Source organism: Sphingobium tyrosinilyticum, assembly GCF_042654265.1.
Taxonomy (GTDB): domain Bacteria; phylum Pseudomonadota; class Alphaproteobacteria; order Sphingomonadales; family Sphingomonadaceae; genus Sphingobium; species Sphingobium tyrosinilyticum.
In genome coordinates, this window is record NZ_JBHSFZ010000064.1 from 419,879 (window position 1) to 446,015 (window position 26,137).

The 26,137-nt window shown below is 62.4% G+C and carries 17 protein-coding genes; 2 read left to right on the top strand and 15 right to left on the bottom strand.

The genetic code is table 11. The features are described from left to right. Positions 1 to 18: 18 nt before the first annotated feature. The 12 genes from ACFO3E_RS19565 to recO all read right to left on the bottom strand — a co-directional run bounded on the left by ACFO3E_RS19565 (position 19) and on the right by recO (position 20,862). Positions 19 to 1,293: an HlyD family type I secretion periplasmic adaptor subunit gene (locus tag ACFO3E_RS19565; protein WP_066527817.1), complete on the bottom strand. Its 1,275-nt coding sequence runs from the start codon at positions 1,291 to 1,293 to the stop codon at positions 19 to 21. After that, positions 1,290 to 2,276: a cell wall hydrolase gene (locus ACFO3E_RS19570; protein ID WP_380807063.1), complete on the bottom strand. Its 987-nt coding sequence runs from the start codon at positions 2,274 to 2,276 to the stop codon at positions 1,290 to 1,292. The genes ACFO3E_RS19565 and ACFO3E_RS19570 overlap by 4 nt, the downstream gene beginning before the upstream one ends. Then, positions 2,273 to 4,432, bottom strand: coding sequence for a type I secretion system permease/ATPase (locus ACFO3E_RS19575; protein WP_066527815.1), 2,160 nt, complete (start codon positions 4,430 to 4,432; stop codon positions 2,273 to 2,275). The genes ACFO3E_RS19570 and ACFO3E_RS19575 overlap by 4 nt, the downstream gene beginning before the upstream one ends. Before the next feature lie 53 nt (positions 4,433 to 4,485). After that, positions 4,486 to 5,880, bottom strand: a complete 1,395-nt coding sequence (locus ACFO3E_RS19580) for a TolC family protein (protein ID WP_380807065.1) — start codon at positions 5,878 to 5,880, stop codon at positions 4,486 to 4,488. A 14-nt stretch (positions 5,881 to 5,894) separates the two neighbouring features. Further along, positions 5,895 to 6,602 (bottom strand): OmpA family protein, encoded by a 708-nt coding sequence (locus ACFO3E_RS19585; protein ID WP_082919625.1) that lies wholly within the window; start codon positions 6,600 to 6,602, stop codon positions 5,895 to 5,897. Positions 6,603 to 6,657: 55 nt separating this feature from the next. Then, positions 6,658 to 15,312: a beta strand repeat-containing protein gene (locus ACFO3E_RS19590; protein WP_082919674.1), complete on the bottom strand. Its 8,655-nt coding sequence runs from the start codon at positions 15,310 to 15,312 to the stop codon at positions 6,658 to 6,660. A 679-nt stretch (positions 15,313 to 15,991) separates the two neighbouring features. Then, positions 15,992 to 16,555 carry a tetratricopeptide repeat protein gene (locus tag ACFO3E_RS19595; RefSeq protein ID WP_082919624.1) on the bottom strand — a complete coding sequence of 188 codons (564 nt, stop codon included), beginning with the start codon at positions 16,553 to 16,555 and terminating at the stop codon, positions 15,992 to 15,994. Positions 16,556 to 16,592: 37 nt separating this feature from the next. Continuing rightward, complete coding sequence (locus tag ACFO3E_RS19600) at positions 16,593 to 17,384, bottom strand: LysR family transcriptional regulator (RefSeq protein WP_066527808.1); 792 nt, start codon at positions 17,382 to 17,384, stop codon at positions 16,593 to 16,595. Continuing rightward, positions 17,381 to 17,779, bottom strand: coding sequence for a Co2+/Mg2+ efflux protein ApaG (gene apaG / locus ACFO3E_RS19605; protein ID WP_066529336.1), 399 nt, complete (start codon positions 17,777 to 17,779; stop codon positions 17,381 to 17,383). The genes ACFO3E_RS19600 and apaG overlap by 4 nt, the downstream gene beginning before the upstream one ends. A 32-nt stretch (positions 17,780 to 17,811) precedes the next feature. Next, a complete protein-coding gene (gene metZ, locus ACFO3E_RS19610) occupies positions 17,812 to 19,020 on the bottom strand; it encodes an O-succinylhomoserine sulfhydrylase (RefSeq protein ID WP_066527806.1) in 1,209 nt (402 codons plus the stop codon). A 10-nt stretch (positions 19,021 to 19,030) separates the two neighbouring features. After that, positions 19,031 to 20,077, bottom strand: a complete 1,047-nt coding sequence (leuB, locus tag ACFO3E_RS19615; protein WP_066527803.1) for a 3-isopropylmalate dehydrogenase — start codon at positions 20,075 to 20,077, stop codon at positions 19,031 to 19,033. Positions 20,078 to 20,127: 50 nt separating this feature from the next. Beyond that, on the bottom strand, positions 20,128 to 20,862 hold the full coding sequence (gene recO, locus ACFO3E_RS19620; protein ID WP_066527797.1) for a DNA repair protein RecO: 735 nt from the start codon (positions 20,860 to 20,862) through the stop codon (positions 20,128 to 20,130). Positions 20,863 to 20,993: 131 nt separating this feature from the next. On the opposite strand from recO, the gene ACFO3E_RS19625 reads away from it, so the two are divergent. Continuing rightward, a complete protein-coding gene (locus ACFO3E_RS19625) occupies positions 20,994 to 22,703 on the top strand; it encodes a histidine kinase (RefSeq protein WP_066527794.1) in 1,710 nt (569 codons plus the stop codon). Further along, on the top strand, positions 22,703 to 23,356 hold the full coding sequence (locus tag ACFO3E_RS19630) for a response regulator (protein ID WP_380807197.1): 654 nt from the start codon (positions 22,703 to 22,705) through the stop codon (positions 23,354 to 23,356). The genes ACFO3E_RS19625 and ACFO3E_RS19630 overlap by 1 nt, the downstream gene beginning before the upstream one ends. Before the next feature lie 82 nt (positions 23,357 to 23,438). On the opposite strand, the gene ACFO3E_RS19635 is transcribed toward ACFO3E_RS19630, so the two are convergent. From ACFO3E_RS19635 to ACFO3E_RS19645, 3 genes are read right to left on the bottom strand one after another with little or no spacing between them, the layout of a single operon-like run. Further along, on the bottom strand, positions 23,439 to 23,699 hold the full coding sequence (locus ACFO3E_RS19635) for a DUF1467 family protein (RefSeq protein ID WP_066527790.1): 261 nt from the start codon (positions 23,697 to 23,699) through the stop codon (positions 23,439 to 23,441). 11 nt (positions 23,700 to 23,710) lie between these two features. Next, positions 23,711 to 25,348 (bottom strand): ribonuclease J, encoded by a 1,638-nt coding sequence (locus ACFO3E_RS19640; RefSeq protein WP_066527788.1) that lies wholly within the window; start codon positions 25,346 to 25,348, stop codon positions 23,711 to 23,713. Beyond that, complete coding sequence (locus ACFO3E_RS19645) at positions 25,348 to 26,127, bottom strand: type III pantothenate kinase (protein ID WP_066527786.1); 780 nt, start codon at positions 26,125 to 26,127, stop codon at positions 25,348 to 25,350. Before ACFO3E_RS19645 ends, ACFO3E_RS19640 begins: the two co-directional genes overlap by 1 nt. Positions 26,128 to 26,137 lie beyond the last annotated feature (10 nt).

A 26,137-nucleotide genomic window follows, 5' to 3' on the forward strand; every position in this document is an offset into this window, starting at 1 on the left:
CGGCGAAGGGCGGGGTGATCACCTTTCCCGCAATGCCTCCGACCGCGCCTTCATAATCGGCTTGAGCAGATAGGCCAGCACCGACTTCCGGCCGGTCAGTATCTCCACGTCGCACACCATGCCCGGCGTGATCGGCAGCTTGTGCGCGCCCGAGCCCAACCAGGCCCGATCCGTTTCTACGACCACGGTGAAATAGGCTTCACGCGTCGCTTCATCATAGACGCTGTCGGCCGACACCTGCTGCACCGTGCCGGTCAGCCCACCATAGATGGAAAAGTCGTAGGCGGTGACTTTCACCACGGCGCGGTCGCCGGTCTTGATGAAGGCGATGTCATTGGGCTTTACCCGCGCTTCGACCAGCAACTTGTCGCCCACCGGCACGATCTGCATGATCTTCTGCCCCGGACTGACGAAGCCGCCAATGGTCGTCACCTGAACGTCATTCACGACACCATCGACCGGAGAGCGAATTTCCGCCCGCTGCGCCCGCCCCTTGGCGCCCCGCAGCGATTCACTGTTCACCGCGATCTTTGCTTCCAACTGGCTGCGTTCGTTAAGTGCATCCTGGCGAAACTGGAAATTGGCTTCGGATAGTTGCGCCTGCGCCTCGCGGATGGCCGCGGAGGCACGCGAAGCCTGTTGCTGCGCCGCGTTCAACCGTCCCTGCGCATCCACCAGCTCTCGCCGGGCGTCGAGCAATTCTGTCTGCGGGATAATCGATTTCGCTGCCAGAGGCTCCAGCATCGACACGCGTTGCCGCGCTAATTGTACGCTGCCGGAAAGACTCGCGATCGTCGCCTGCGCTTCGCCCAGCTCACGTCGGCGCTGCTCAACCTGCGCCGACATGGCGTCCTGCTTGCTCCGCAATGCCGACTGCCGCACGTCGGCCAGCGCCTGTTCCTGCTGGCATTCAGGTCCGCCTGTCATGCAAGCCGCACCCGCGCCGGTGCCCTCCTTCTCCAGCCGACCCGCCCGCGCCGTCAACGAGCGGGTTTCGGCCTGAAGCTGCCCCAGTTCCGATGCCAGCATGGCGTCGTCCAGGCGCACCAGAAGCTGTCCCTTGCTCACCTTCTGGCCCGATCGGACAAGGATTTCCTCGATCGTCGTCGGTTCAGCGGACTGGATGACCTGCGCCTTGCTGGACGGGATCACCCGCCCCTGCCCATGCGTCACCTCATCGACGGGTGCCAGGCTGGCCCACATCAAGAAGACCAGCATGCCGCCGCCGCTGTAAAGAATGACCTGCTTGTTGCCCGGTTGCCCTCGCAGCCAGTTGATCCAGCGCGAAATCATGGTTGCACCCCTTGGATATTATGGTCGTCAGCGGCCAGCGTGATCGGCGCGACCTTTTCCTGGCGGGCGAGCATATCGCCCAATGCGCCGCCGCTCGGCGAAGGATCGGCAATCGATAGCTTCCACCCTTTGGTCGGGTCCATTCGCCCCCCGACATCATTGACCGCGCGCCGCTCCGTAAGGGCAGCGACCGGGGGATAATCGATCACGGGCGCAGGCGCAGCGGCGTACCGCGACGGATCAAATGCCGGAATGTTTTCGCCCCCCGCATACCGCCCCGAAAAGGCGCTCGGCTGGCCCCACCCGCCCGGCCAGCGGTAGAAGATATGCGCGCCGATCTGAATCAGCTTCGCCAGATGGGGCGCCCAGCGCGGAAAAACATAATCGGCATGATAGTGGGTCGCGGTGCCGACGTCTTTCTCTACCCGCCCTCCCAGCGCATCCGTGGCGATCCGCTTCGCCCGGTCCCAGAGGGCCGGCGACGGCCGCCGCGCGAGCGAGCCGTCGCACACGAAGCTAAACTGGCAAACGGCAGCGTCGAACCGCTGATACACCACGCCGCACACCGTCTTGGCGAAGGCGGGGTGGCGCACGCGGTTCAGCACAACTTGGGCGACGGCCCGCTGGCCACTTTCGGGCTCATGCGCAGCTTCATAATAAATGGCCTGCGTAAGACATTGCAGCGCGCGATCATGATCCTCACCCGCTCCCCCCAGAGCGCGGAATGGCTTGGCCGCAGCGATATCGCCCCCAGCAAAACCAAGACGCTGATTTTCCTCCCGCGCCTTCTCACCTTCCGCTGCCGAATCAACCTTCTCGGTCATGGCAACCAGCGCCAGATATTTACCGGGAATCGCTGGAGCGGCCTCCATGATCTTTGCCTGTACCGCCGGACGCGGCTGACCTCCGTGCCAATATGCCGCCATCGTGACCGCAAGCGCTACCGGCGCTGCCATACCCACGCTGCGAACGAGCGCGCTCATTGCCCGGCTCCGCGCTGAAGATGGCCGATGATCTCGTCACGCGGCCCGTCTGCCAGCACGACACCCTGATCGATCACGATCAACCGATCGACGATCCGCAGCAATGCGTGACGATGCGTGGAGACGATCAGCGTCTGTTGGGGCTCCAGCGCCTTTTCCAGATGATCGATGAACAGATTTTCGGTCTGATTGTCCATCGCCCCCGTCGGCTCGTCCAGAAACAGCAGCTTGGCCGGTTCGACCAAGGCTCGCGCCAGTACGAGGAAGCTGCGCTGCCCACCTGAAAGGCGGTTGCCGCGCTCGCCGATATGCAGGTCGAAACCGGCGGCGTCGCGACCAAAGAAGCGGGACGCGCCGGAACGTTCCAGTGCTTCAAGCAGCTTCGCATCATCAGCCTCGCGTGCGCCGAGCAGCAGGTTCTCCCGCACCGATCCGCTGAACAACTCGGCATCCTGTCCCACATACCGGAAGGCGGAGCGCAACTCGTGCGGATGATATTGGCGGCTGTCGATGTCATCGATGGTCAGCACGCCGCCCGCTGGCGGGTAAAGGCCACAGATCACTCGGCCCAGCGTCGATTTTCCAGACGCTACCCGGCCGATAATCCCGATCCGCTCCCCGGGTTCGACCTTCAGGTTGATGCCGCGAAGGCTCGGCTGGCTTGCTCCCGGATAGGCGAACTCCAGATCCTTGGCAACGATCGCTCCCTTCCGGATCTTGGGGATGATGCCGCGTGCGCCGTCGAGCCGCTCGTCCGGCTGATCAATCAGCGTCTGCAGGCTACCAAGCGTGGTCATGGCCTGCCGCGCCCGGACGATCACGAAGGCAAGCTGCCCCACTGGCGAGAGCGACCGACCAGCCAGCATGACGATGGCGATGATTGCGCCCATCGAAATACTGCCCGCCGCAAACATGTAGAAGCCGCCGATCACCAGTGCGATGCTCGTCACCTGCTGGCACAGCGCGGCCAGAGTGACGCTCGTCGAACTCAACCGCCGCAGCTTCTCCTGCGTCGCCGCGCTCATCCGCGCATAACGCCGCCAGCGCTCGAGTACGCGCCCTTCAGCGCGGCAAGCCTTCAGCGTCTCGATGCCCCCGATCGCTTCGACCAGGGCCGCATTCTGCAGGCTGGCGTCGGCTTGGGCGTCGCGCGACAGCCGGGCCATCGACCGCTGCAGAAAGAACCCAGCGGCCGCCATGATCCCCATCATCACGACTGGTACGACGGCCAGCCAGCCGCCCAGCAGCGCAATGATCCCGACGAAGAAGAACAGGAACAGCACGTCGATCGCCAAAACGACGGTGGTGGACGTGAAGAATTCCCGTACCGATTCAAATTCGGACACGCGCCGCGCCAACGCCCCCGTGCTGCCCGCACGACTCGCCAGCGGCACATTCATCACCTTTTCGAACAGGCGTTGCGACAGGCGTTCGTCAATTTCGCGCCCTGCCTCATCGACAAGCCTTGCACGCGCCAGTCGCAGGGCGAAGTCGAGGCTGAAGGCCAGCATCACGCCAACGCCCAACACCCAAAGGCTGGACGCCGCCTTGTTCGGGATTATCCGGTCATAGACGTTCATCGTGAACAGGGGCAGCGCAAAGGCGAGCAGGTTGATGATCGCGGCTGCGAGCATCACATATCCGAAGGAGCCCCTCGCCCGCCACACCTCGCGCCAGAACCAATGCTGCCGCGCCCGCTCGTCCCAAGGACGTTCTTCAGCCCGCTCTCGGCCATGGTCGGCCATGACCACCAGCGCTTCGCCGGTAAAATGGCCGTCGAGGTCGCTGATCGCCGCCCAAACGGGCTCGGGCGCATGGGGCAGCTGCACCAGTGCATCCCCCTGGCGCACGTCCAGCAGCAGCAGAAAACGGTCATTCCGCAGCGGCAGGATGGCAGGCAGATTGCCCGGCCGCCACTTGTCCAACCGGCCCCGAACATGGTCCGTCAGCAACCCGATCTGATCGAGAGCCGATTCCGCCTGATGAAAGGGCAAGCGCCCCGATTCATCGACCGCCAGCCCCGCGCGGAGCCCCACGACCCCCGGCGATCGGTCGAAATGCCGCGCCACATGGGCGATGCAATCGACCAGCTCATCGCCGGGCGTGCCTTGATGGCTCAGCCATTCGGCCAAGCTAAGCGTGCTTCGTTCCAACATTGTTTACCCCGCGCCATCCCGGCTTGCGCCGGAATGACCCCAAAGATGGATACTCAGCCCGGATAGCGCCGACGTTGCAATTCGGCAGGCGGCAGGTCCGGAACATCATATTTCTTACGCGCATAAGGATTTGCGCCCGAAGGCTGCGCGATCCCCAGCGTGTCGAGCAACTGATTGGTCGCGGCGAGGATCTGATATTGCGCGAAGATTTCGGAGAAGCGCGCCGTTTCGCCGCGAACCTGCGTGTTGAACCGTGTGTTCTGGCTGTCCAGCACGTCCAGCAGCGAACGCCGTCCGACATTGAACTGCTCGCGATAGGAGACCAGCAGCGAGTCCGACACGGTGCCCTGACGCGACAGGTCGGTCAGGCGCTTCTTTTCCGTGTCCCAGCGATTCCACGCAGTGCGGACATCATCTTCCGCCTCGCGTTGACGCTGGCTCAGGCGAAATCGTGCTTCGCTCGCCCGGCGGGTCATTTCCTGCACCTTCGCCCGGTTGATGCCGCCGTTGAACAGCTGCCAGCGCATGACCACCCGGCCCTGCACGTCGTTGGTGCTGCCCTTGAAGCCATCGACATCTTCACCCACTCGGCCACGCCCTTCCAGCGTCACCGTCGGCCCAAGCTCTGACTTGGCTTCATCCACCACCGCATGGGCGGCCTGAATATCGGCCTCGGCTTCCCGGATGAGTGGATTATGGGTGCGCGCAGCCGCGATGGCCTCGTCCAAAGTCGGCGGCACAGCGCTCGTGACCGGATCGGGCATGCTCACCTGATCGATCGACAGGCCAGTCAGCGTCCGAAAGCTGATTGCCGCATTGGTCAGGTCCTGCTCTGCCTCGCTCTTGCGGACCAAGGCTGCCTGAAGCCGCTCCTCGGCCTGCTGCTGGTCAGCAATGCTGATCGAACCCTTGCTGACGCCTTCGCCCAGATCGCCCAGCAATTTGCGGTGGAAGGCGATATTGTCCTCTGCGGCCGCGACCACCCGCTGCTGGAGCATATAGTCCAGATATTGCCGTGTAACGTTCAGCGCCACGAACTGCGATCGCTCGCCCACCCGCAGTGCGGCGCCGTCGATCCGGGCCGCCTGGCGCCGCTTCTCCGCGCTGCGATAGCCCGAGTCAAAAAGGGTCTCTTCCGCTACCAGCCCCGCCTCAAGCGGCCAGAGCGTCTGGTCCTCAATGCCGATTGCGCGGCGCGTGGCGTTTTCCAGCCGCCGAACGCCCGCCGACCCTTCGATGCTGACGCGCGGCAGATAGAGCCCCTTGGCCTGCTCGCGCTCAAATTCGATGGCTTCCTTATTCTGGATCGCCTGGTTGATTTCCGGATGGCTGTCGATCGCCGCAGCGATTGCGCTTTTCAGGTCCGTGGTCTGGGCCCAACTCGTCCCCGCCATCGTCGCCACACAAAGGGCGATCAGGCTGCCGCATGTCTTGCGCATCAATGTCATGTTCGCCTCCCCCCTTAATTCGCGCTGGCTGTGATTTCGACGCGGCGATTCATCGGCTCGCGCACGCCATCGGCGGTTTCGATCTTCAGCTGGGTTTCGCCCAAGCCGCGGGCGGTGATGGCATCCGCCGCGATGCCGCCCTGGCCCAGCAGTCCCGCGACATTCTGAGCACGGCGAAGCGACAGCCCGTCATTATAGCGATTGCTGCCCGACGTATCGGTGTAACCGGTGACGCCAAAGCGCTTCCAGCCGCACTGAGCGGCCGATTGCGTCAACTGACCTACCGTAGCGGCGCCCTCCGGCAGGGGCGTGTCCATATTCCAGTCGAAGAAGATGGACACCGCCGGTGCCGTGCAGTCCAGCGCGGGTGGGGCTGAACCTGCGGCCGACACCGGCGGCGGTGGCGGCGCCGAAAGGCGTGCCACAAAGTCGTCGCACTTGTTGATGCTGTCCGCATCCCTAGTGCCGGATTTGATGAAACCGATGGCGATGCCGCACTGGTTCTTGGCTTCGACCGCCCAAGTCCAGCGGCTGTCCTGCGAAGTGCGCACGCTGGCGTCCCCCACCGCCGCGACCGCCGTGTCGTAACGGCTCCGCAGCGCATCCCTCAGTTCCGGCTTGCTCAGTTGCAGCAGGGGCGAGGCAGGCGCAGCCCAGGCGGCGCTCGACATCATCCCTACCAGCAGGCCGAAGGAGGCAATCCTTCCCACCCCGTTCGTCATCGTCAATCTCCCCATTTTGTCCCCGCGAGAGTCCCTGAATTGTTTTGTTCGCTCATCAGCCATGGGCCACGGCCATCGCTTCGTGCGCAGCGATCGCCGCCTCGAAGATCGCCGCTGCAGCCGCCGCCATATGGCCGCTGTCGATCGGTTCGGCCGCGACAGGATTGAGCATGACCGGCGCATGATCGCCGCCCGGCAGCGCCGCGAGCAGCGTGTCGATATGCGGCGCATCAGCCGCACCGAGCGCTTCACTCACGACCTCCGCCAGTGCCGTCGGAGCCGCCTCATGCGACACCGCAAGCAGCGCTGCGTTGCCATCGAAGGCGGGCAAATCGATCGACTGGGCCAGCAGCCCCTGATGATCGCCAAGATCGGGCTGCGCCGCATCCGCGCTGTCCATCATTGGGGCCGGACCAACGTCTGCATCGGCCAGCGTGACATGGTCCGTTGCGGCCTCGTCGCCGCCATGGTGACCCTGCTCCACCGGTTGTTCGACCGTATGGGAAGGCTGATCCTCCACAGTCACCGACGTTGGCGCGCTATCCTGCGGCGTCGTCTCGGCCTCGACAGACGTCGTGCTCGCCGGAGCCGTTTCAGTCAGCGGCGCATCCTTTGCGTCGATGACCGGAGCCTGCTCCTGCTCGATCACTTCGACGGCACCTGCGACGGCAACCAGGCTGGCCGCGACCAGCGCCTGGTTGAAGCCACTGCTGCTGCTATCCGCCGTCTTGCTTGCGTCGGTCGCCTTAGCCGTCGCGAACATGACGTCGCCAATCGTGCCTTTGCTGCCGTCAGTCCGGACAAAGCTCGCCTCACCCAGCACCGTGACATCGCCGCCTGCGGCCTGATAGCTCACACCGTTGGAGGTCAGCTCGATGGCGGCGACCCCGGCGTCGGTCAGCGACTTGAACTCGCCAGCATCGACCTGTCCGTTGCCATTTGCATCCTGCCACACGCCAAACTCGGCGAAGGCCGCATCCTTGGCATCGAAAACGCCGTCGCCATTGCTGTCATAAGCAAGGCGCAACCCTTCCAGATCGCTGGCCGCACCCTGTGCGTCGTCGGCGAAGACGATGTCATAGGACCCGCCGACCGCATGGGCGAGCAGCCCATCGTCGGACGCCATCCACGCCGTGTTGACGAGGCCGCTGCCATAATCATGCTGCACGCCCGCCGACAGGCCGACAAACTCCAACCCATCCCCGTCCAGGTCGATCGCGACAGGCGGCGCAGGCGGCGCGACTGGCGTCAGCGTGACGCTCACCGAAGCGTTGACGCTGTCGTTGTCCGCATCCGACGCGACGATCGCATGATTGATGTTGATTGGCGCGCCGCTGTTCAGCGTCTCGACGGAAAATACGCCAAGATCGAAATCATTATTGGAATGAGGCGATTCCACGAGCACCGCGTCGAAGCCTTTGGCGCCGACAATCTCATATGTGTCGTTCACCTGAAGGCCGGTAATGGTCACGCTTGTTGACGAGAAGGTGACGCCGATCGCGCCTTGCGTGCTCAGGCCGCCCGGTGTGAACGTATAGACGCTATTGGTGCTTACGTCGGTCACGACCACCTTGATGATCCCGACGAAAGACTCGCCGGCCTCATTGGTCGTCGATGAGAAGCCTAGATCCTGATCGTTATCGGCATCGATGGCCGTGACCTTGATCGACACCATGTTGTTGGGATTGCCGCCAACCTGCGCAATCTTCTGTTCGAAACTGATGACGCTCTGGTGATCGGCATAGGCGAAGCCGGTGGTGCCCCCCCCGCTGCTGGTCAGCGTCTTGACCAGATCGATGCGCACCGCCTCATCGGGATTGACCGACTGATTGTTGATGCCGATCGAATCGCTGTCGGTGTTGACGGAGCCCCGCGCACCCGAAGATCCCCGGCCGGAAAACAGCACGTCGATGGCGTCGGTCGTATCCACGCCCAGTCCGCGATAATCGGTGTTGCCTGCCTTCGCTGCGCTGAAGCTGCTGATCGAGATTTCGCTGCCGTTGGTGATCGTCCCGTGCAGGTCGAACAGATATTTGTCCGTCCCCGGCTGCAGCGTGATGGTATAGCCGATGTCCCCATCTGCGGTCTTGGCTGTGAGTACATTGGTGCCGTTCCCGTAGATGAACAGATCCTCGCCATTCAACCGCAGCGTCGCGCCGCCTGTATCTTTGGCGGGGGCGCCATCCGTAATGTTGAAGAGCACATTACCCACGCCATCTGCGCCTGCCACATTGGCGAAGTTCAGGTTGAACAGGGTAGCCGGGCTATCGTTGTTCTGCACCGATCCCGCAGCCGGGGTGAAGGCGCTCGGCATGTCATCGTTGAACGAGATGCCGAGCTGACCGATCGCCCGCGAACCTGCATTGGTGCTGGCGTTATAGTCGCTGTCCGTCACCTGATAATTCAAGGTCACAGACGCATTATTTTCGTTTCCTCCCGTGCTGTGGAGGACGTTGTCCAGAAGCGTGACCGTATAGGCTCCGGTCCCGGGATTGACGGCGACCTTGAACAAGTCGGTGCCCCGGCCGCCGACGATTGTCGCTGTGAGCGTATTCGTAGTGCCATTCCAGCTGTAGAGAACTGTGTCCGCACCCACTACGCCGGTCTGTCCATTTAAGTTGGCGAAGGTCACGCTGCCCGCACCATCCGGACCGAAGGCGAAGGGTAGCGTTCCGCTGAAGCTGGCCTCATTGGCAGCAGGGTCGGCGTCGCCAGCATTGGCGTTGACGTCGCCCAGGATACTGAGCGGATTGCCTCCGGTCAGGCCATCATCGTCCACGGTCGCAGCGGTCGTGCCAGCAGTCGGGAGGTTGGGGTCACCGGCGAAAGTGAACTTGAGCACGGCGTTGCCTGTATCGCCATCGGCATCCTTCATCACATAAGTGAAGCTGTCGAACGAGCCTGCTGGGACCGACGCCTTGGGCGTGTAGCTATACTGACCGTTGGAATAGATGGTCAGCGTGCCGAAGCTGCCATTGATGATCTGGCTGCCCCCTGCCGCAATGGCTACGTTATTGACGCTGGCCACGCTGCCTGGCTGATCCGCACCGATGAGATCATTGGAAAGGACATTTCCGGTGGACGCCGAAGCCGATTCACTCGTTCCGATATTGTCATCCGCTACGATCGGCCGGTCGTCATCAATGGCGATGCTGATCGATCCATTTGCGGTTTCATTTTCCGCATCGGTGATTTGGACGGCAATGGTCAGCGACTTGTCGTCTTCACTCGCCGGATCGCTGTGCTGAATCGGCGCGAGCAGTTCGAAGCGATAGGCGCCTGTCTCAACGTCGGTGATCTTCAAGGTGAAGACATCAACGCCCGTTACGGCGTCCTCACCGGTAAGGACATGCGTCGAAGGATCCCAGACCGTGCGCACGACATTGCCCGACAGCGTTCGCAGGCCAGTATCATTCGCTGATGCGAGCACGATATCGCCCGGGCCATCCTGGCCGAAGCTGAAGCTCGCCAAAGTCCCGGTTTTCACGACATCCGCGCCCGGGGCATCGCCCGGCTGAGACAGGCTGATACCGTTCGCCAGGCCGTCCTCGTCCACCGTGAACGACGCTGCCGCCGCGTTGATTGACGGCCCAGTATCGGTCAGCTGGACCGAGAAGGTAGCGCTCGCCGTATCCCCGTCGCCATCCTTGATCGTGTAAGTGAAGATCTCGGTGACCGGCGCATAAGGCGCTGCGACATTATGGTGCGAGCTATAGAGCAGGTTTCCGTTCACGATGGAGATAGTGCCGCCCAAGCTGCCGGTGCCGATGACGATCGCCGGAGAGCCCTGCCCGTCCGCGCCATAGCTGTCATTGCCCGTCAACCCCGCGACCGTCCCAATCAGGACGGCCGTGGCATTGTCATCCAGCACCGCCAACTGGCCATCGTTACCCGCGGTCGGAATATCATCCGAAACCGAAAGATTGACGGTCGCGGTAGCCGAGCTGCCATCTTGGTCGGAGGCAGTCACGCCGACGCTACCCAGTGCGGCCAGATCATCCTGATTGATCACGGGATGGCTATCATAATTGTCGATCAATGTTGCGGTGACCGTCACGTCGCCGCTCGACCCGGCACCGATCGACGCGGGTGCGGTCAGAGTCAGCGTAATGATCTTGGTGCCGGTGTTAATGCCGCCATCCCAGCCTTCGATCAGCGTGGCGCTCACCCGGTTCCAGGTCAGTCCACCACCGAGTGAATTGAGGTTCTGCGAGAAGGCAAAGCCCGTCAGCGCATCCGATCCCGCGGTGAAGCTGATCTTGCCCGAAGCGAAATCATCTCCGGCAGGCGTGCTGCCATTCGCCAGATTCTGGTCGTCCATTTGCAGGCTCAGCGGAGCGCCAGCGGTCGGCCCTGCGCCATCAGTAATGGAGATCGTCTGCGTATCCTGCGCCACGTCATTGTCGGCGTCCGTCACCTTGACGGTGAAGCTCAGCGACGGATCAGACGCGTTGTTCAGATTATTGTTGGATACCAAGGCCCAGGTGCCGTTGGAGTTGACTGTCAGCGTGCCCAGGCCAGTATTGATGGGCGTACCAATCGCATAGCTGTTCGCGCCGACGACAACCACCGTCGAAGCGCCCGGTTGATCTGCACCGATCGTCTGCGACCAGGTGCCGGTCGCCGTCGCGCCCTCAATGACCGTCGTGTCGCCATCAACCGCCGCGATCGGCGCATCATCCTGCACCGTCACATCGATGCTGGCGGATGGCGACACATCACCGTCGCTATCAGTCACGCGGACGGCAAAGCTATCGCCGGGCAGCGTGTCAGCTGCGCCGCTGATGCCGTCACCGTCGAAAGCATTGTTGTCAGGATGCGCGGGATTGTTGACGGCCAGCGTGTAGCTGTAGCTGTAATGACCCAAACCGTCCGACGTGACAGTCAAAGCGCCAGCCGCGCCCTGCACTACCACCGGCGTTCCCACCGTGGCGCCGGTCACATCCTGCCAGACGCCATTCTTGTCCTGCACCTCGACCTTGGTCAAAGTATCGCCGCCGGTCGTGATTGTCATCGCGCCACCGGCGGTCTCGCTATTGCCGCCCGACTGCGTACCGTTGGGAAGGCCCGCTTCGGAAACCGTCAGGTCGCCCACCAGCACCACGGGCGTCGAATCGCCCGCGAGCGTTATGGTCACGGTTGCGGTGGAACTGTCGCCGTCACCGTCGGTGATGGTGTAGGTGAAGCTGTCCTCTCCGATCGCTCCGGCGGCCGGGGTATAAAGAAATACGCCGTTGCCCTGATAGACCGCGGAGCCCTGCGAAGGCCCGCTAGTCAGAACCAACTGCCCTCCGACCGCAAGATTCACCTCGTCCGCGCCAAGCGTGTCGGCGCCGGCAGCACCGGTCAAAGTGCCTTCGCCAGTCACGACATTGATCAGCACCGCCGCATTTTCCGCCTGCTGCACCGCGACGTCATCACGCGCTTCCGGCGCGTCATCGAATACCGCTACATCCAGGCTGGCGCTTGCCTGCGATCCGTCAGTGTCCAGCACCTCCACCAGGAAGCTGTCCGTGAGGCTCACATCGTTAGCGCCCGCATGCAGCAGCGTGTTGTCGTTCAGCACATAGCTGTAGTTGATGGTGCCGCCGACCACATCCCCATCGGCCCCGGTCGTGGGCATGAAGCTGTCGATCTTCAGCGTGCCATAGGCGTTGGAAATGACGACGCCCGCGATGAACGAACCATTGGCGAAGATCGTCTGTCCGCCGACCGTAACAGTGGCTACCCCATCAGGCGCGGTAAGCGTGAAGCTGTTGCTTTGGGTCAGTTCGCCCGCATTGGGCGAGCTGCCGTTCAGAAGATCGTCTTCACGAACAGTCAGTTCGGCACCCTTGCCGCTCAGCCCTTCGATGGTGACGCCATCATCGCTACCCTCGATCGTGATGGTCAGCGTCGCTTGGGCGCTGTCATTATCACCATCGGTGATGCTGTAGGTGAAGGTCTCTGTCAGCGTCTCGGTGGAATCCAGCCCTTGGACCACCCCATTCTGATTATCGAGCGTGTAGAAATAGCGCCCATCTTCCAGGATCGTCAGCGTTCCATAAACACCCTTGACCTCCTGACCCACCACGCCTGCGACACCGCCGAAAGAAATGCCGGTGACGCTCGCGCCATCGGCGCCCTGAACGTCCGCCACGCCGTCGGTCGCGTTCGCATCGTCGCCGCCCGATCCGGTCAGCACATTGCCGTCAGCCACCAGCGGCCCGTCCTCCTTGACGAAGTCCACGTCCGCAAAAGCGGTCGGATGATCGTCCAGGATAGTGATGACCAGCGTGTCGGTGGCGCTGTCGCCATCGACATCGGTCACCGTTACCTCGAAACTGTCGGTGACGGGCTCGCTGCCGCTATTGTTAGTGTTGGTTGTCAGCGTATAGCTATATTCAATCCGGCCTTCGCTGACGGAGATGATCTCCAGATAGCCCTTGTCGGTCTGAATCTGCTGGCCAGCCTGAACGACCGGAATGCCGTTTATCGTGACCGTTGATGGCGCGTCCGGCGCGGTATAGGTGATGACGCCGGCCGTCGTCTCGACATCGGCTCCTGCATTCGACCCGGGCGCAGCGCCCACGCCCGCGTCCAAACCGGCCTCGTCCACAACCGTGCCCTCGCCCATGCGAGGGATGGAGATAATCATGACGTCGCTGTCGGCGATGTCGATGCGCAACGTCGCAACGCTCAGATCGCCATCGCCGTCGCGCAGCGTGTAGGTGAAGCTGTCGCTGACGCCGCCCGGCGTGCCCGCGTCGCGGACATAGCTGTAGCTGCCGTCGCCATTCAGCGTCAGCGTGCCATAGAGGCCATGGATGCCCTGACCGACGGTTGAGGTGCTCACCAGCGCGGCTTCACTCACCCCTGCGGCGACACCTGCAACCGTGGCATCATCCGCGCCGCGCGTGTCCGCGCCTGCCGCGCCCGACACAGTGCCAGCGCCGCTGATGACGTTGCCGCCTTCCGGACCATAGCTGCCCGCAGCGACGCCATCCACATCCGCACGCGCCGTCGGCAAGTCATCGACGATCTGCACATCGATCGACCCCGCTGCGGTCGATCCGTTGCGATCGGTGGCAACCACGTCAAAGCTCTGGAAGACATTATCCGCACCAGCAGCGCCATGACCCAGGCTGTTATCGGTGAGCAGGAAAGTATAGCTGAAGCTTCCCGCAGTCGGCACACCGCCCTGCTGGCTGGTCGCAGTAAAGCCAGTGATGGTCAGCGTGCCAAGCGGCGTCGTCACCACCTGACCGGCGACGAAGGCACCGTTGGCCAGCACAGTCACGCCACCCATGGTCACGCTGGTCAGGCCATCAGGGCCGCTGACAGCGAAGGAGCCGCTCTGAGTCAGCGCCGCCGCATCGGGCGAGCTGCCGTCCGCCAGATCATTTTCCAGTACGACCAGCTCTGCGCCATTGGCGCCCGGTCCATCGGTCAAGCCGGTTATGGTGACCCCGTCGTCCGCCCCATTTATGGTGATGGTCAGCGTCGCCGAAGAGGCGCTGCCGTCTGCATCGGTGATGGTATAGCTGAAGCTGTCGGTCAGTGTCTGGCCCGGCGTCAGGAACTGCACTGCCGGATTGCCGTTCGCCAGCTCATAGCGGTAGCCGCCACCAGCCGACAGGACCAGCGTACCGTAGGCACCCTGGAAAGTGCCGGTGGTGATGCTGGTGACGCCATCTGCGCCCTGCACATCGGCAACGCCATCCGAGCTGTTTGCATCGCTGCCGCCCGTGCCTGTCAGCACATTGCCGTCTGCAACCAGCGGGCCGTCTTCGGTCACGCTGTCCGCGTCGTTGACAGCTTGCGGGCCATCGTCGGTGATGGAAATGCTCAGGGTTGCTGTCGCCTGATCCCCATCCGCATCCGTGACGACCACGGTGAAGACGTCGGTTGGCGGCCCACCTACGACATTGTCGCTCAGCGTATAACTATAACCGATCGAGCCATCTTCGATGGAGGTGATGGTCAGCACACCCAAAGACGTGGTGAAGGTCTGCCCGACACTCGTGACGGCCACGCCGCCAATGGTGACGACGGACGGCCCGTCATTGGCGGAAAAGACAATGGTGCCGCTTGTCCGCTCGCTGTCACCGGCTGCGGCAGACCCAGCTGGCTCCGCGCCCCGCGCGGCCAGGCCAGCCTCGCTCACCGTCGCGGTGGCGTTGGTAGCGCCGGCCGGCTGATTGGGCGTGATGATCTCCCCATCGGGCCCGTCATCTTCGAGCGGAGCGATCGGCAGGATCTCGCGCTCTTCGGTTTGATTGAATGACAATTCCGTTGGCGGCAGCAGGTCGCCCAACCCATGGGGATCGCCAACCTCGCCATCGGCGGCCAGGAAGTTGCCGCCAGAACTGCGCGCCGGACCGGCAGCAGGCTGAGGCTCTTCGCCAATCAACAGGGCGGCCAGGTTGACGGAGGGGATTTCAACGTCACCCACGACGATCCGCGGCACGACCACCGCGCCATCCAGGATCACCATCTGCGTGCCATCGGGCAGCGTGACGACCAGGTTGCGGCCGTCCACCTCGATGTGGTTGATGTCGGTTCCGGCAGGCAGCACGACGGTGCCGTCCGGACCAGGCGTCACGGTGCGCATCGTTCCGGGCTGGATGGGATGGCCTTTTACCCGCGCGGCGAGTGCGGCAAGTTCCGGCTCAGGCGCCTGCTGGCGGTCAGCGGCAGCATCGACATTCCATTCGCGCTCGAAATCCATCTTTCCATCCCAACCTGTCGCCATGGGACGGACCGAAGAAGCGCGCAGAAGACCATTTCCGAACGCAGCCTTGCATCGGAATTATATCTTCACCGACATACGGCATTAGCGGATCAGCTATTGCCCCCTGTCTGCAATCTCCCGCCGGTTGGACCACCAGTCCTTACCGCCCCGGATTAACCCTATTGTCTTATGCTTCTGACCCGATGAGCTATCTTATTAGGCAGTAGTAATTGGAGTCATCTAAAATCAACTTTTGTTAACCAATATAACGCAGTAGTCCCCTAAAAATGACTTATCCTCTATTGCTTTGGATATATTTGTTTTTACGCATCTATATCGTTCAGCCTATAGCCTGAACTTAATCAAGGTTAACAAATCTGTTGCCGGGAACGCGACTCGGGGAGCTTGCCCCGGCTTCAGAAAATGCATCCGGGCCTTAGTCTCGCTGGTCACAGGCGCTAAAAACAAAGCGGGCGACCAGCGCTTCCGCCGATCGCCCGCCCTTTCGCGACCCATAGGATTCTTTTCCGGTGTAGTGGTCAATTCCCCAAATATGGGAAATCAAACGCCCCCGTCCGATGGATGGCCTTGGATAGCAATCGCGGATTGTTTAGCAATTCACCCGAAGAACTATGGCTAATGATATAAGCAAGGTGCTAGCGTATCGGGAAACACTTCACTCGCGCCCTGCGCTCAGACTAAGACCCGGTATTTCCGCCAGTATCTTCTCCATCCGCTGGCTGCGTTCGCTGGCCGAGCCGGTGGTGCGGCGAAATGTGTCCCACGCATATTTCGCCAGTGGTCTCGCTGCGTCGGGGCGTTTGCGCGCCAAATAGAAGTCGATCAGGTTCTCCAGCGCCGTCTGGCTGTTCGGATCATCCTCACCCCGCGTGCGCAGATAAGAGTCGAAAACGCGGCGCAACAACTGCTCCGCCTCTCGATATTGCCCTGCGGACTCCAGCGGCAGCGCCAGATCATTGGCCGAGATCAGCGTGCGCGGATCATCAGGGCCGAATAGCTCTTCGCCCAAAGCGAGAGCTTTGCGCGCCGCCTCGACCGCCTCCGCCGCATACCCTTGCGCATAAGCCGACTGCGCCGCAGCCACCAGGGTGCGCCACTCCTTCTCCCGTGTCTCTGTCACGCCAGCGACATAGGGTGCCTGGGCCCAAAGTGGCGGTGACAGAAAAATCAGTAGAAGAACGCCCAAGCCTAGCTTTTTGCTGAAGACATGATGGGCCATTCCACCCCCTCCCCCACAGCCGCAGACCGCCGGATAATCAGGAAGTCAGCGCCTCTATCAACGCTTTCACCTTTTTCTGCCGCCATTGCGGCAAGGGCGCGATCAGCCAATAGGCAAGCGGCGTCTCCACCGCGTCGCCGACAGCACGCACCCGGCCCGCATTGATATCGGCTTGCGCCAGCAGTAGTGGCACCGTGGCCCGTCCAAAGCCGTTGATAGCCGCTTCGATGGCAAGCCCGGCATCGGCGACGCGGATCGTCGCCGGCTCGCTTGCCGCCGGGCAGCCTGGCCAGTCGATGCGGTGTTCAGGGCCTCCCTCCGCACCCTCGACGGTCACGAAGCTCGCTTCCCCCAGCTTCACGCCTTCATGCTCGCCAGGCCCTTCTGCCAGCCGCAACGCCAGGTCCAGATTGGCCTCGGTGAAGTCCAGCGTTTCATCTGCCGCGACGAGAGCGAATTTCAGGTCAGGCTGACCCGCAGCATAGCTTGCAAGGCGCGGCTGCAGCCATTTCGCGGTAATGTCGCGCGGCGCTGCGATCGTCAGCGAGGAACTGGACTGCCCCGCCTGCATAGCCCGCACCGCTTCTTCAAATTCCAGGAAACCCGCCCGCAAAGCCTCCAGCCCCGCCTCGGTCTCCGGCGTCAGTTCCAGCCCCTTGGGCGTGCGGCGGAACAGAACGACGCCCAGCAGATCCTCCAACGCGCGTATCTGCTGTCCGACGGCCGCAGGCGTAACCGCCAGCTCGTCCGCCGCGCGGGTGAAGGACAGGTGCCGCGCCGCCGCATCCAGCACGCGCAGGCCATTAAGCGGCAAGTGGGTACGCTTCATTCAGCAACCGCCGGCGCTATGAGCGCGAAGTGGGGAATGGCAATGTCGAACGTCTCCCCGCTGGCGCCGATCATGTGGTAATGGCCGCGCATCGATCCTGTGGGCGTGTTGAGCGGACAGCCCGATACATAGTCATAGCTTCTGCCCGGCTGCACCACCGGCTGCTCTCCCACGACACCATCGCCATCGACACGATGCTGCGTTCCACGGCCATCGGTGATGACCCAGTGACGAGTCAGCAACTGCACCGGCTGGTCGCCATCATTCTCGATCCGGATATGATAGGCCCAGAACCAACGCCCCCTGTCCGGTTCCGATTGTTCGGGCAGGAAGGTGACGGCCACATGCACGTTGATGTCGCGCGTGGTCGCGTGGAAGGGGAAAAGCGCATTCACGAGAAAAGGATGCGCCTTTCGCCCCGCGTCCGTCAACGGCCTATCGACTTGAGCGCGCGATCGAGATCCTCGATCACATCGTCCGCGTCTTCCAAGCCAACATTCAGGCGCAGCATGTCTTCCGTAATCCCGACCTCCAGCCGCGCTTCTTCCGCCATACCATAATGGGTGGTCGAAGCGGGATGCGTCATCAGCGATCGGGAATCCCCGATATTGTTGCTGATATCCACCAGCTCCAGCCCATTGAGCAGCCCGTGCGCCTCCTTGCGCCCGCCCCCAACATAAAGCGAGAAGATCGGCCCGGCCATTTCCATCTGCTTCATGGCCAGATCATGCTGCGGATGGCTTTCGAGCCCCGGATAGAGGACCTTCGCCACGCGACCTTCCAGGAATCTTGCCACCTTTAGTGCGTTTTCGCTCTGACGGCGGATACGTAGATCCAGCGTCTCCAGCCCCTTCAGCACCACCCAGGCATTGAATGCGCTGAGCGTCGGCCCGGTATTGCGATGGAAGGGCAGCAGCGTGTTGATGATGAAATCTTCCGTGCCGCAGATTGCGCCCGCCAGCACGCGACCCTGCCCATCCATCATCTTCGTCGCGCTATAGGCGACGACGTCGGCCCCGAAATCCATCGGCCGCTGCAGCGCGGGCGTAGCAAAGGCATTATCGACGACGCTCACGATGCCATGGGCCTTGGCGATGCCGCAAACTGCAGCCAGATCGACAACATCCATGGTTGGATTGGCAGGCGTCTCGAAGAAGAAGACCTTCGTGTTCGGCCGCACCGCGGCTTCCCAAGCAGCATTATCGGTCGCATCGACCGTGGTCGTCTCGATCCCGAATTTGGGCAGCAGCGTATCGGTCAGCCAGCGGCAGGAACCAAATAGCGCCTTGCCCGCCACCACATGGTCGCCCGCCGACAGCTGGCACAGCAGCGCCGCCGTCATCGCCGCCATGCCGGTTGCGGTCGCGCGGCATGCCTCGGCGCCTTCCAGCAGGGCGATGCGCTTTTCCAGCATCTCGACGGTCGGATTCTGCAAGCGGCTGTAGGTCATGCCCTGCTGCTCGCCCGCAAAGCGCATCGCTGCGTCTTCCGCCCGGTCGTAGCTATAGCCGCTGGTCAGGAACAGCGCTTCGGAGGTTTCGCCCCACTCACTACGCGCGCTGCCGCCCCGCACCGCGAGGGTAGCCGGACGCCAGTTCTTGGTAATTTCCGGGTCCTGCCCGCTCCTGCGCTTCATCGCCTGTTCCTTACACCAGCGCCGCCAGCACGGCGTCGCCCATCTCGACCGTGTTCATGCTTCCGCCTAGGTCAAAGCTGCGCGCGCCATTGGCAAGAGCCTTGCCGACGGCGGCCTCAATCCGGTCGGCCTGTTCCGGCAGACCCAGCGAGTAGCGCAGCATCATCCCGGCCGACAGAACCGTTGCCAGCGGATTGGCCTTGCCCTGGCCCGCAATGTCAGGCGCGGAGCCATGGATCGGCTCATAAAGCCCCTGATTGCTGTCGTTAAGCGTCGCCGACGCCAGCATGCCGATCGATCCGACGCACATGCTCGCCTGATCCGAAAGAATATCCCCGAACATGTTGCCGGTGACGATCACGTCGAACTGGCCCGGATCGCGCACCAACTGCATCGCGGCATTATCGACATACATGTGGGAAAGGGCGACATCGGGATATTCGGCCGACACCTCGATCACCACATCGCGCCACAGCTGGCTCGTCTCCAGCACATTGGCCTTGTCCACCGAACACAGCTTGCCGCGCCGCGCGCGCGCCGCCTGAAAGCCCTGATGCGCGATCTTACGCACCTGCTCTTCATTATAGGACATGATGTCATAGCCCTCGCGCAAGCCATCGGCCGTCTTGCGCATGCCCTTCTCACCAAAATAGACGTCACCATTGGTCTCGCGCACAATGAGCAGGTCGATGGCGCTCGCCACCTCCTTCTTCAGCGCCGACGCATCGGCCAGTTCGGGGAACACCTTGGCCGGGCGCAGGTTGGAGAAAAGGCCCAGCGCCTTGCGCAGCCCCAGGATCGCCTGCTCAGGCCGCAGATGCCGCTCCAGCGAGTCGCAGTCCGGATCGCCTACCGCGCCGAACAGGATAGCGTCCGCACGCTTCGCCAGCTCCAGCGTTTCGGGGGGCAGCGGATGGCCCACAGCCTTGTATGCCGCGCCGCCCACCAGCCCTTCCTCATAGATCAGGCCATCGATCGCCAGCGCATCCAGCACGCGCCGCGCCTGCGCGATGATCTCGGGACCGATACCATCTCCGGGAAAAAGGGCGATCAACATGGCTGCAACTCCTTAGAACTGATGGCCGCCCCTTATGAAGCCGCCGCGCCTCACGCAACCGCTCTTTTCAGGCGATCGACGAGCCTCTCACGCGCGGCAAGCACATCGGCCTTCCATTCGGTCAGCACGGACCGCTCCAGAAAGAAGCCGGTTAGCCTTAGCCCATCCAATATCTCGCTCCATTCCGCCGCTCCGCCTTCCAACAGGAAGCGCGGCAGCGGCAGCAGTCGGCTCTCATATCCCACGGCCGCGTCACGGCTGACCGCAGCAGCGCTGCGGGGACTGACATAGGCCAAATCCCCAGCAGCCCCAGTCGCCGCGCAACGGCCAAGATCCAACCCAAAGCCCAGCTCCGCCAGCAGCAGCAGCTCATAGCGCACCAGCGCAACCGCCCAACCTCGGGCTGCGGGAGCCGCATCAACCGCCCCCAGCACGCCATCCAGCGCCTGATACAGCGCTGGATACGGCGTGCCCTCAGGCAGTGCCGCCGCCGTCAGCGCACAGACCCAATCGATCGCCGCCGCAGGCAGGGGCTCGGACAAAAGCGGCGCGCGGCTATGCTCCAACTCCACCGTCAGCCCGGCCAACTGCTCTTCGGTCCGCGCGCGAAATTCGGCCTTCACGCTGTTTCCGGGCAACAGCACCGGTCGCGACGCCCGCGACCTTCCGCCCCGCACATAGCCCGCCAGCAGCCCCTGATCCGGTGTCAGCAACCGCGCGATCGCGCCATGTTCGCCATGGGATCGCACCCCGCAAACCAGGGCAGGAGTGATCAGCACCGCCATTTCCCTTCCTTAGCCGCGCCGCCGATGTCACGCCATGGGACAGGTACGACTTCTTATCCCGGCCGATATAAGTTGTTTCTCCGTCCGGACTGTGGTCAGATAATTATGTGGGAGTCGGGGGACATGCCACCATGTTGAATATGCCGAAGGCGTCATCGACCGCGATGGATCGCCTGGTGCTTTGGCTGGGTCGATCGCCGACGCTGGGTTTTGCCGTATCCCGCGTCGCCTTTGCTGCGGCTGCCACCTGGCAGGCGTCGGCGATGTTCAGCAACGACCCCGATTTCGCGCGGACCCTGTCGCTGGTGCAGGCCGGCATCTGGTTCTGGACCCTTATCAGCATCGCTCATCAGATGCTGACGCCGCCGCTCGCCCTGCTGCTGCGTCCAATGTCGCTCTTCATCGACATCATCATCTTCCTGACGGTGATCGTGCTGTGCGAACCCTTACAGATCGCAGCACTGGCCTGTCTCTTTTTCGTGGCCTGGTCGGCATCGGACCGCTTTGGTCGGGGCTCCATCATCGTCCTTGCGCTTTGCCTTGTTCTCGCCTTCCTGGCTCGCGGCTATTATGAGTCCTGGGCATCCTCTCGCCATGTCGCAGAAGTTGATCGGGCAATAGATGGCCTCACCGTCCTCATCGGCTGCACCATCGCGGCGGCGATGCTCAGCATGTCGATCCTGGAAAAGCGACTGATCAGCTGGTCGGAACGATTGCAGGCCGTCGGCCTCTCTTTCCAGAAATCGCTGCCCCGCTTTGTCGTCGAGCAAATTTCCGATCTCATGGCCGCCCGCTACTGCGCCTTGGTCTGGCAGATGGATGAAGGTGCCGTTCATTGCGAGATCATAGACGCCGAAGGCCCCCGCACCATCAGCCTGCCCGACCGGCAGAATGACAGCCTGCTTGGCATTACCCCGCGCGAGGCGCCCTTCCTCTATTCCAGCCAAACCAGCCGCATCTTGCTGCGTAGCCGTCTCGGCATATTGCGCAATGAAAAGGCGTCACACCTCACCGAAGCTGTGCTGGACATCATGGGGCCCGGCCAGGGCGTCAGCTTCCATGTCCAGACCGGCGAATTGCGGGGCCGCATCTTCGTCGGCACGCGCCACGGCTGGTCGCCTGCCGTGCTGCTGCGCGCGCTGCGCATACAGGAAGGTCTGGAGCTTTTCCTCGAACGGCATTTCTTCTTTCTTGCTTGGCGTGAGCGCACCTTTGCTGAAGCGCGCCTCGCGCTCAGCCGCGACCTGCACGACAGCGTCCTCCAGACGCTCGCCGCACTCCGCGTAAGGCTCGTGACCGCGATCCACGGCCTCGCAACGATCGACGCCCCGCATCAGCTTAGCGAACTGCGCGCTATGGAAGAGCTTGTCACCTCCGAACAGGCGCATCTGCGCCGCCTGCTCAACACGACCGAAAGCATCGCGGGCAATGTGGAACTTGGCCGGGAGGTCGAGCGCTGCTGCCGCTTCATAGCCTTACAATGGGGCATAGAGTGTCGGTTGAACCCAATCGATCACCCCATGACCGTGCTGCCGGAAACCGCTGCCGAGGTTGAATTTTTGATCAGGGAAGCCGCCGCCAACGCGGTCAAGCATGCGGCTGCTCAGCATATTACCGTCTCTCTCGCCCAGGCGGATGACGAGATATTGATCGCGCTCAAGGACAATCCGGGCGCTCAGCCCGTGAAGCGGGAAAGCTACACCGGCGACTTTGAGCTTCAGTCGCAGTCGATCATGAAGCGGTTGGGAAAGATCGGCGGCACCGCCTATTTCCACAACTTAAGCATGAATTCACTAATCTCGATTAGACTGCCTTCATCCTTACCGAGGTCCCCAACATGATGGCCCAAATTGCAATTGTTGACGATCACCCAATCTTCCTGGACGGCATGGCCCAGTTCCTCAGCTCGCATGGCCATGACGTCATATTCTGCGCGCGATCGGTGGATGAGGCCATTTCCCGCCTGCAGGCGGACCAACCGGATTTGCTGATCCTCGATGTCAGTATGAAGGACGGCGGCGGCCTCGCGATCCTTTCGGCCATTCGCAACAGCGGCAGCACGGTTCCGGTCATCTTCATGACCGTTCATATCCGCCCCGATCAGACGCTGGAAGCGATCAAGCTGGGCGTCGATGGCGTCGTGCTGAAGGATAGCGATCCCAACGAATTGCTGACCTGCATCGGTCAGGTGCTCAGCGGCAATAAAAGCATTTCGCCCTTCGTTATGGAGCAGGCGCTGGTCCACAGCATCTCCGCTCCCGCGAACGACAGCAACGCGCTTTCCACCCTGACCGAACGCGAACTCGAAATCGCGGGCCTTATTCGCGCGGGCCTGCGCAACCGCGAAATTGCCGCGCGCTGCGGACTGACCGAAGGCACCGTCAAGGTACATCTGCACAGCATCTTCCAGAAGCTGGGCATCAAGTCGCGCTCCGAACTCATCATCATGATGATGTCGATCGACAGCGAAATTCCGGCCGTGGGGCTCCACTAAAGGGCTCAGGCCAGCGCGCTTCTCATCCCTGATTTTTCACGCCGCTGAGGCTGAGTTCGTCGGATCCCTTTTCGTCCGAAACTCAATATGTATGAGTCAGCCGCTCCAACGTCACCCAGCCTTCCACATAATTGGCATAATATAGCCCGAACAGCACCGCGGACAGGATGGTCGCACGTATTGCGACCATCCCTGGACGAAAGTTGCTGGGCGCGCTGTCCGCCTGCCCTTTCAGCATCACCTCGCCCGTCTCATCGGGCGTGCGGATGCCGAACGGCAAGACGATGAACGCGCTGATCACCCAGAAGAGCACATAAATGGCGAAGATCGCGTACCAATTCATGGGCCGCAGCCTTAAGCGCGAATGAGCAGAACGTCCACCACCGGCTTTTTGCCGGTCCAACGGGTCGCCGTGCGGCGCACCGCCAGCCGCACCCGCTCGCGCAGCGCTTCTTCGTCCTGCGAGCCCTTGGGAACAGCCTTCGCCGCTTCATCAGCCGCCTCGGCCAGGAACGCGTCCTTATCCTCTTCCACCGGCACTCCCTGGGTGCGCAAAGCGGGGTCACCGATCAGCTTACCCTTCCGATCCAACGCAACAGCCACGCTGATCTGACCATGCAGCGCCACCTTGCGCCGCTCGTTCATGGTGGAACCGTCCGCAGGCAGGATCACGTCGCCGTCCAGCACCAGCCTGCCGGTCGTCTCATGGCCAATAATCTCCGGGCCATTGGGCGCCAATCGCAGCAGGTCGCCATTGGACTGGACCACCGCATGCGGCACGCCCGTCGCCAGGCCCAGCCGCGCCTGTTCAGCCATATGCCGCCGCTCACCATGCACGGGGAGCAGTATCTGCGGCCGTACCCAGCGATACATGGCCTCCAACTCCGGACGGCCCGGATGGCCCGAGACATGCACTTCGGCCTGGCGGTCCGTCACCATCAGCACGCCCTTGGCCGCCAGCGCATTTTGAATGCGCCCGATCGCGATCTCATTGCCCGGGATCTGCTTGGACGAAAACACGACCATATCGCCTTCGTCCAACTTGATGGGATGGCTGTCGAAGGCGATCCGCGACAAAGCCGCACGCGCTTCTCCCTGCCCACCCGTGGCAATGATCATCACCTCATTATGCGGCAGCGCCATGACGTCGTCCCAATCGATCGTCGGTGGAAAATCCTTGAGATAGCCCGCGGTGCGCGCAGTCGCGATGATCCGGTCTAGCGACCGTCCCGCCACGCAGAGCTTGCGTCCCATGGCGTTTGCAACCTCGCCCAGCGTCTGCAGCCGCGCAGCATTGGAAGCGAAGGTGGTGACCAGCACCCGCCCCTTCGCACCTGCGACCGCCTGCATCAGCCCTTCGCGGACGTCGCCTTCCGACCCGCTCGCCTCGGCATTGAAGACATTGGTGCTGTCACACACCAGCGCCAGCACGCCCTCATCGCCGATCGCCGACAGTTCCTCGGGCGTCGATGGCTGACCAAGCAGCGGCTGTTCATCCAGCTTCCAGTCGCCAGTGTGAAAAATCCGCCCATAAGGGGTCTCGATCAGCACGGCATTACCCTCGGGAATCGAATGCGCTAGCGGCACATAGCGGAAGCCGAACGGACCGAGCGCAAAGCTGCCCTCATTCTCGATCACGTTCAGCTCGACCTCTTGGGTCAGCCCCTCTTCCTCCAGCTTGAGCCGGATCAACCCCGCGGTAAACGGCGTCGCATAGAGCGGGACGCCGAGATCGGCGGCCAAATAAGGGATCGCCCCGATATGATCCTCATGCCCGTGGGTCAGCACGATGCCGAGCAGGTCGTTCTTTCGCTCCTCGATAAAGGCAAGGTCCGGCAATATCAGTTCGACACCGGGATAGGCCGGGTCAGCAAAGGTGAGGCCCAGATCGACCATCACCCATTTGCCTTGGCAGCCGTAGAGATTGACATTCATGCCGATCTCGCCCGACCCACCGAGGGCCAGGAAGAGCAGCTCATTTCCAGGTGTCATTAGTTATTCAAACTCCTCTCGTGCAACAGCGCCAACCCCAAGATGGTGAGGTCGGGCGCGATCGCATCGAATATATCGCTATTCTCGTCGAACAGGACGGCGAGTCCGCCCGTCGAAATCACTTTGGTAGGCCGGCCGATCTCCGCCCGCATGCGGGCGACAAGTCCTTCCATCATCGCCACATAGCCCCAGAACACGCCGATATGCATCTGTGCTTCGGTAGTGCGACCAATAACCGATCGGTTCTCTGGCGGCGCGATCGCAATCTTGGGCAGCTTCGCCGCAGCCGCCACCAAGGCATCGAGCGACAGGTTGATGCCGGGTGCGATAATGCCGCCCTTATAGGTGCCGTGATAATCGATGACATCGAAGGTCGTCGCCGTGCCGAAATCGATGACGATCAGGTCGCCTTCATATAGATGGTGCGCGCCGATCGCGTTGACAACCCGGTCCGCGCCCACCGATGCAGGCTCCGCGACGTCCAACTCAATGCCCCATTCTACCGGCGCTTGGCCCGCAACCAGCGGACTCGTCTTGAAATATTTCTCGGCAAGCACCTGTAGATTATGAAGCGCGCGGGGCACCACGGTCGCGATGATCACGGCGTCCACATCGGCGATGTTGTAGCCCTCCAGCATCAGCAACTGATTGAGCCACACCGCATATTCATCGGCCGTGCGCCGCGGATCGGTTGCGATGCGCCAGCGCGCGCGAATTTCCCGCCCGTCCAACAGCGCGAAAACCACATTGGTATTGCCCGCGTCGATCGCGAGAAGCATGGCCGGTCCC

What these genes read in the sequence shown, in the direction of transcription:
- ACFO3E_RS19590 (WP_082919674.1), bottom strand. Translation starts at nt 15,312, where the DNA reads ATGGATTTCGAGCGCGAATGGAATGTCGATGCTGCCGCTGACCGCCAG.
- ACFO3E_RS19595 (WP_082919624.1), bottom strand. Translation starts at nt 16,555, where the DNA reads ATGGCCCATCATGTCTTCAGCAAAAAGCTAGGCTTGGGCGTTCTTCTA.
- ACFO3E_RS19645 (WP_066527786.1), bottom strand. Translation starts at nt 26,127, where the DNA reads ATGCTTCTCGCGATCGACGCGGGCAATACCAATGTGGTTTTCGCGCTG.
- ACFO3E_RS19640 (WP_066527788.1), bottom strand. Translation starts at nt 25,348, where the DNA reads ATGACACCTGGAAATGAGCTGCTCTTCCTGGCCCTCGGTGGGTCGGGC.
- metZ (WP_066527806.1), bottom strand. Translation starts at nt 19,020, where the DNA reads ATGAAGCGCAGGAGCGGGCAGGACCCGGAAATTACCAAGAACTGGCGT.
- ACFO3E_RS19625 (WP_066527794.1), top strand. Translation starts at nt 20,994, where the DNA reads ATGTTGAATATGCCGAAGGCGTCATCGACCGCGATGGATCGCCTGGTG.
- recO (WP_066527797.1), bottom strand. Translation starts at nt 20,862, where the DNA reads ATGGCGGTGCTGATCACTCCTGCCCTGGTTTGCGGGGTGCGATCCCAT.
- leuB (WP_066527803.1), bottom strand. Translation starts at nt 20,077, where the DNA reads ATGTTGATCGCCCTTTTTCCCGGAGATGGTATCGGTCCCGAGATCATC.
- ACFO3E_RS19585 (WP_082919625.1), bottom strand. Translation starts at nt 6,602, where the DNA reads ATGACGAACGGGGTGGGAAGGATTGCCTCCTTCGGCCTGCTGGTAGGG.
- ACFO3E_RS19575 (WP_066527815.1), bottom strand. Translation starts at nt 4,432, where the DNA reads ATGTTGGAACGAAGCACGCTTAGCTTGGCCGAATGGCTGAGCCATCAA.
- ACFO3E_RS19600 (WP_066527808.1), bottom strand. Translation starts at nt 17,384, where the DNA reads ATGAAGCGTACCCACTTGCCGCTTAATGGCCTGCGCGTGCTGGATGCG.
- ACFO3E_RS19580 (WP_380807065.1), bottom strand. Translation starts at nt 5,880, where the DNA reads ATGACATTGATGCGCAAGACATGCGGCAGCCTGATCGCCCTTTGTGTG.
- ACFO3E_RS19630 (WP_380807197.1), top strand. Translation starts at nt 22,703, where the DNA reads ATGGCCCAAATTGCAATTGTTGACGATCACCCAATCTTCCTGGACGGC.
- ACFO3E_RS19635 (WP_066527790.1), bottom strand. Translation starts at nt 23,699, where the DNA reads ATGAATTGGTACGCGATCTTCGCCATTTATGTGCTCTTCTGGGTGATC.
- ACFO3E_RS19565 (WP_066527817.1), bottom strand. Translation starts at nt 1,293, where the DNA reads ATGATTTCGCGCTGGATCAACTGGCTGCGAGGGCAACCGGGCAACAAG.
- ACFO3E_RS19570 (WP_380807063.1), bottom strand. Translation starts at nt 2,276, where the DNA reads ATGAGCGCGCTCGTTCGCAGCGTGGGTATGGCAGCGCCGGTAGCGCTT.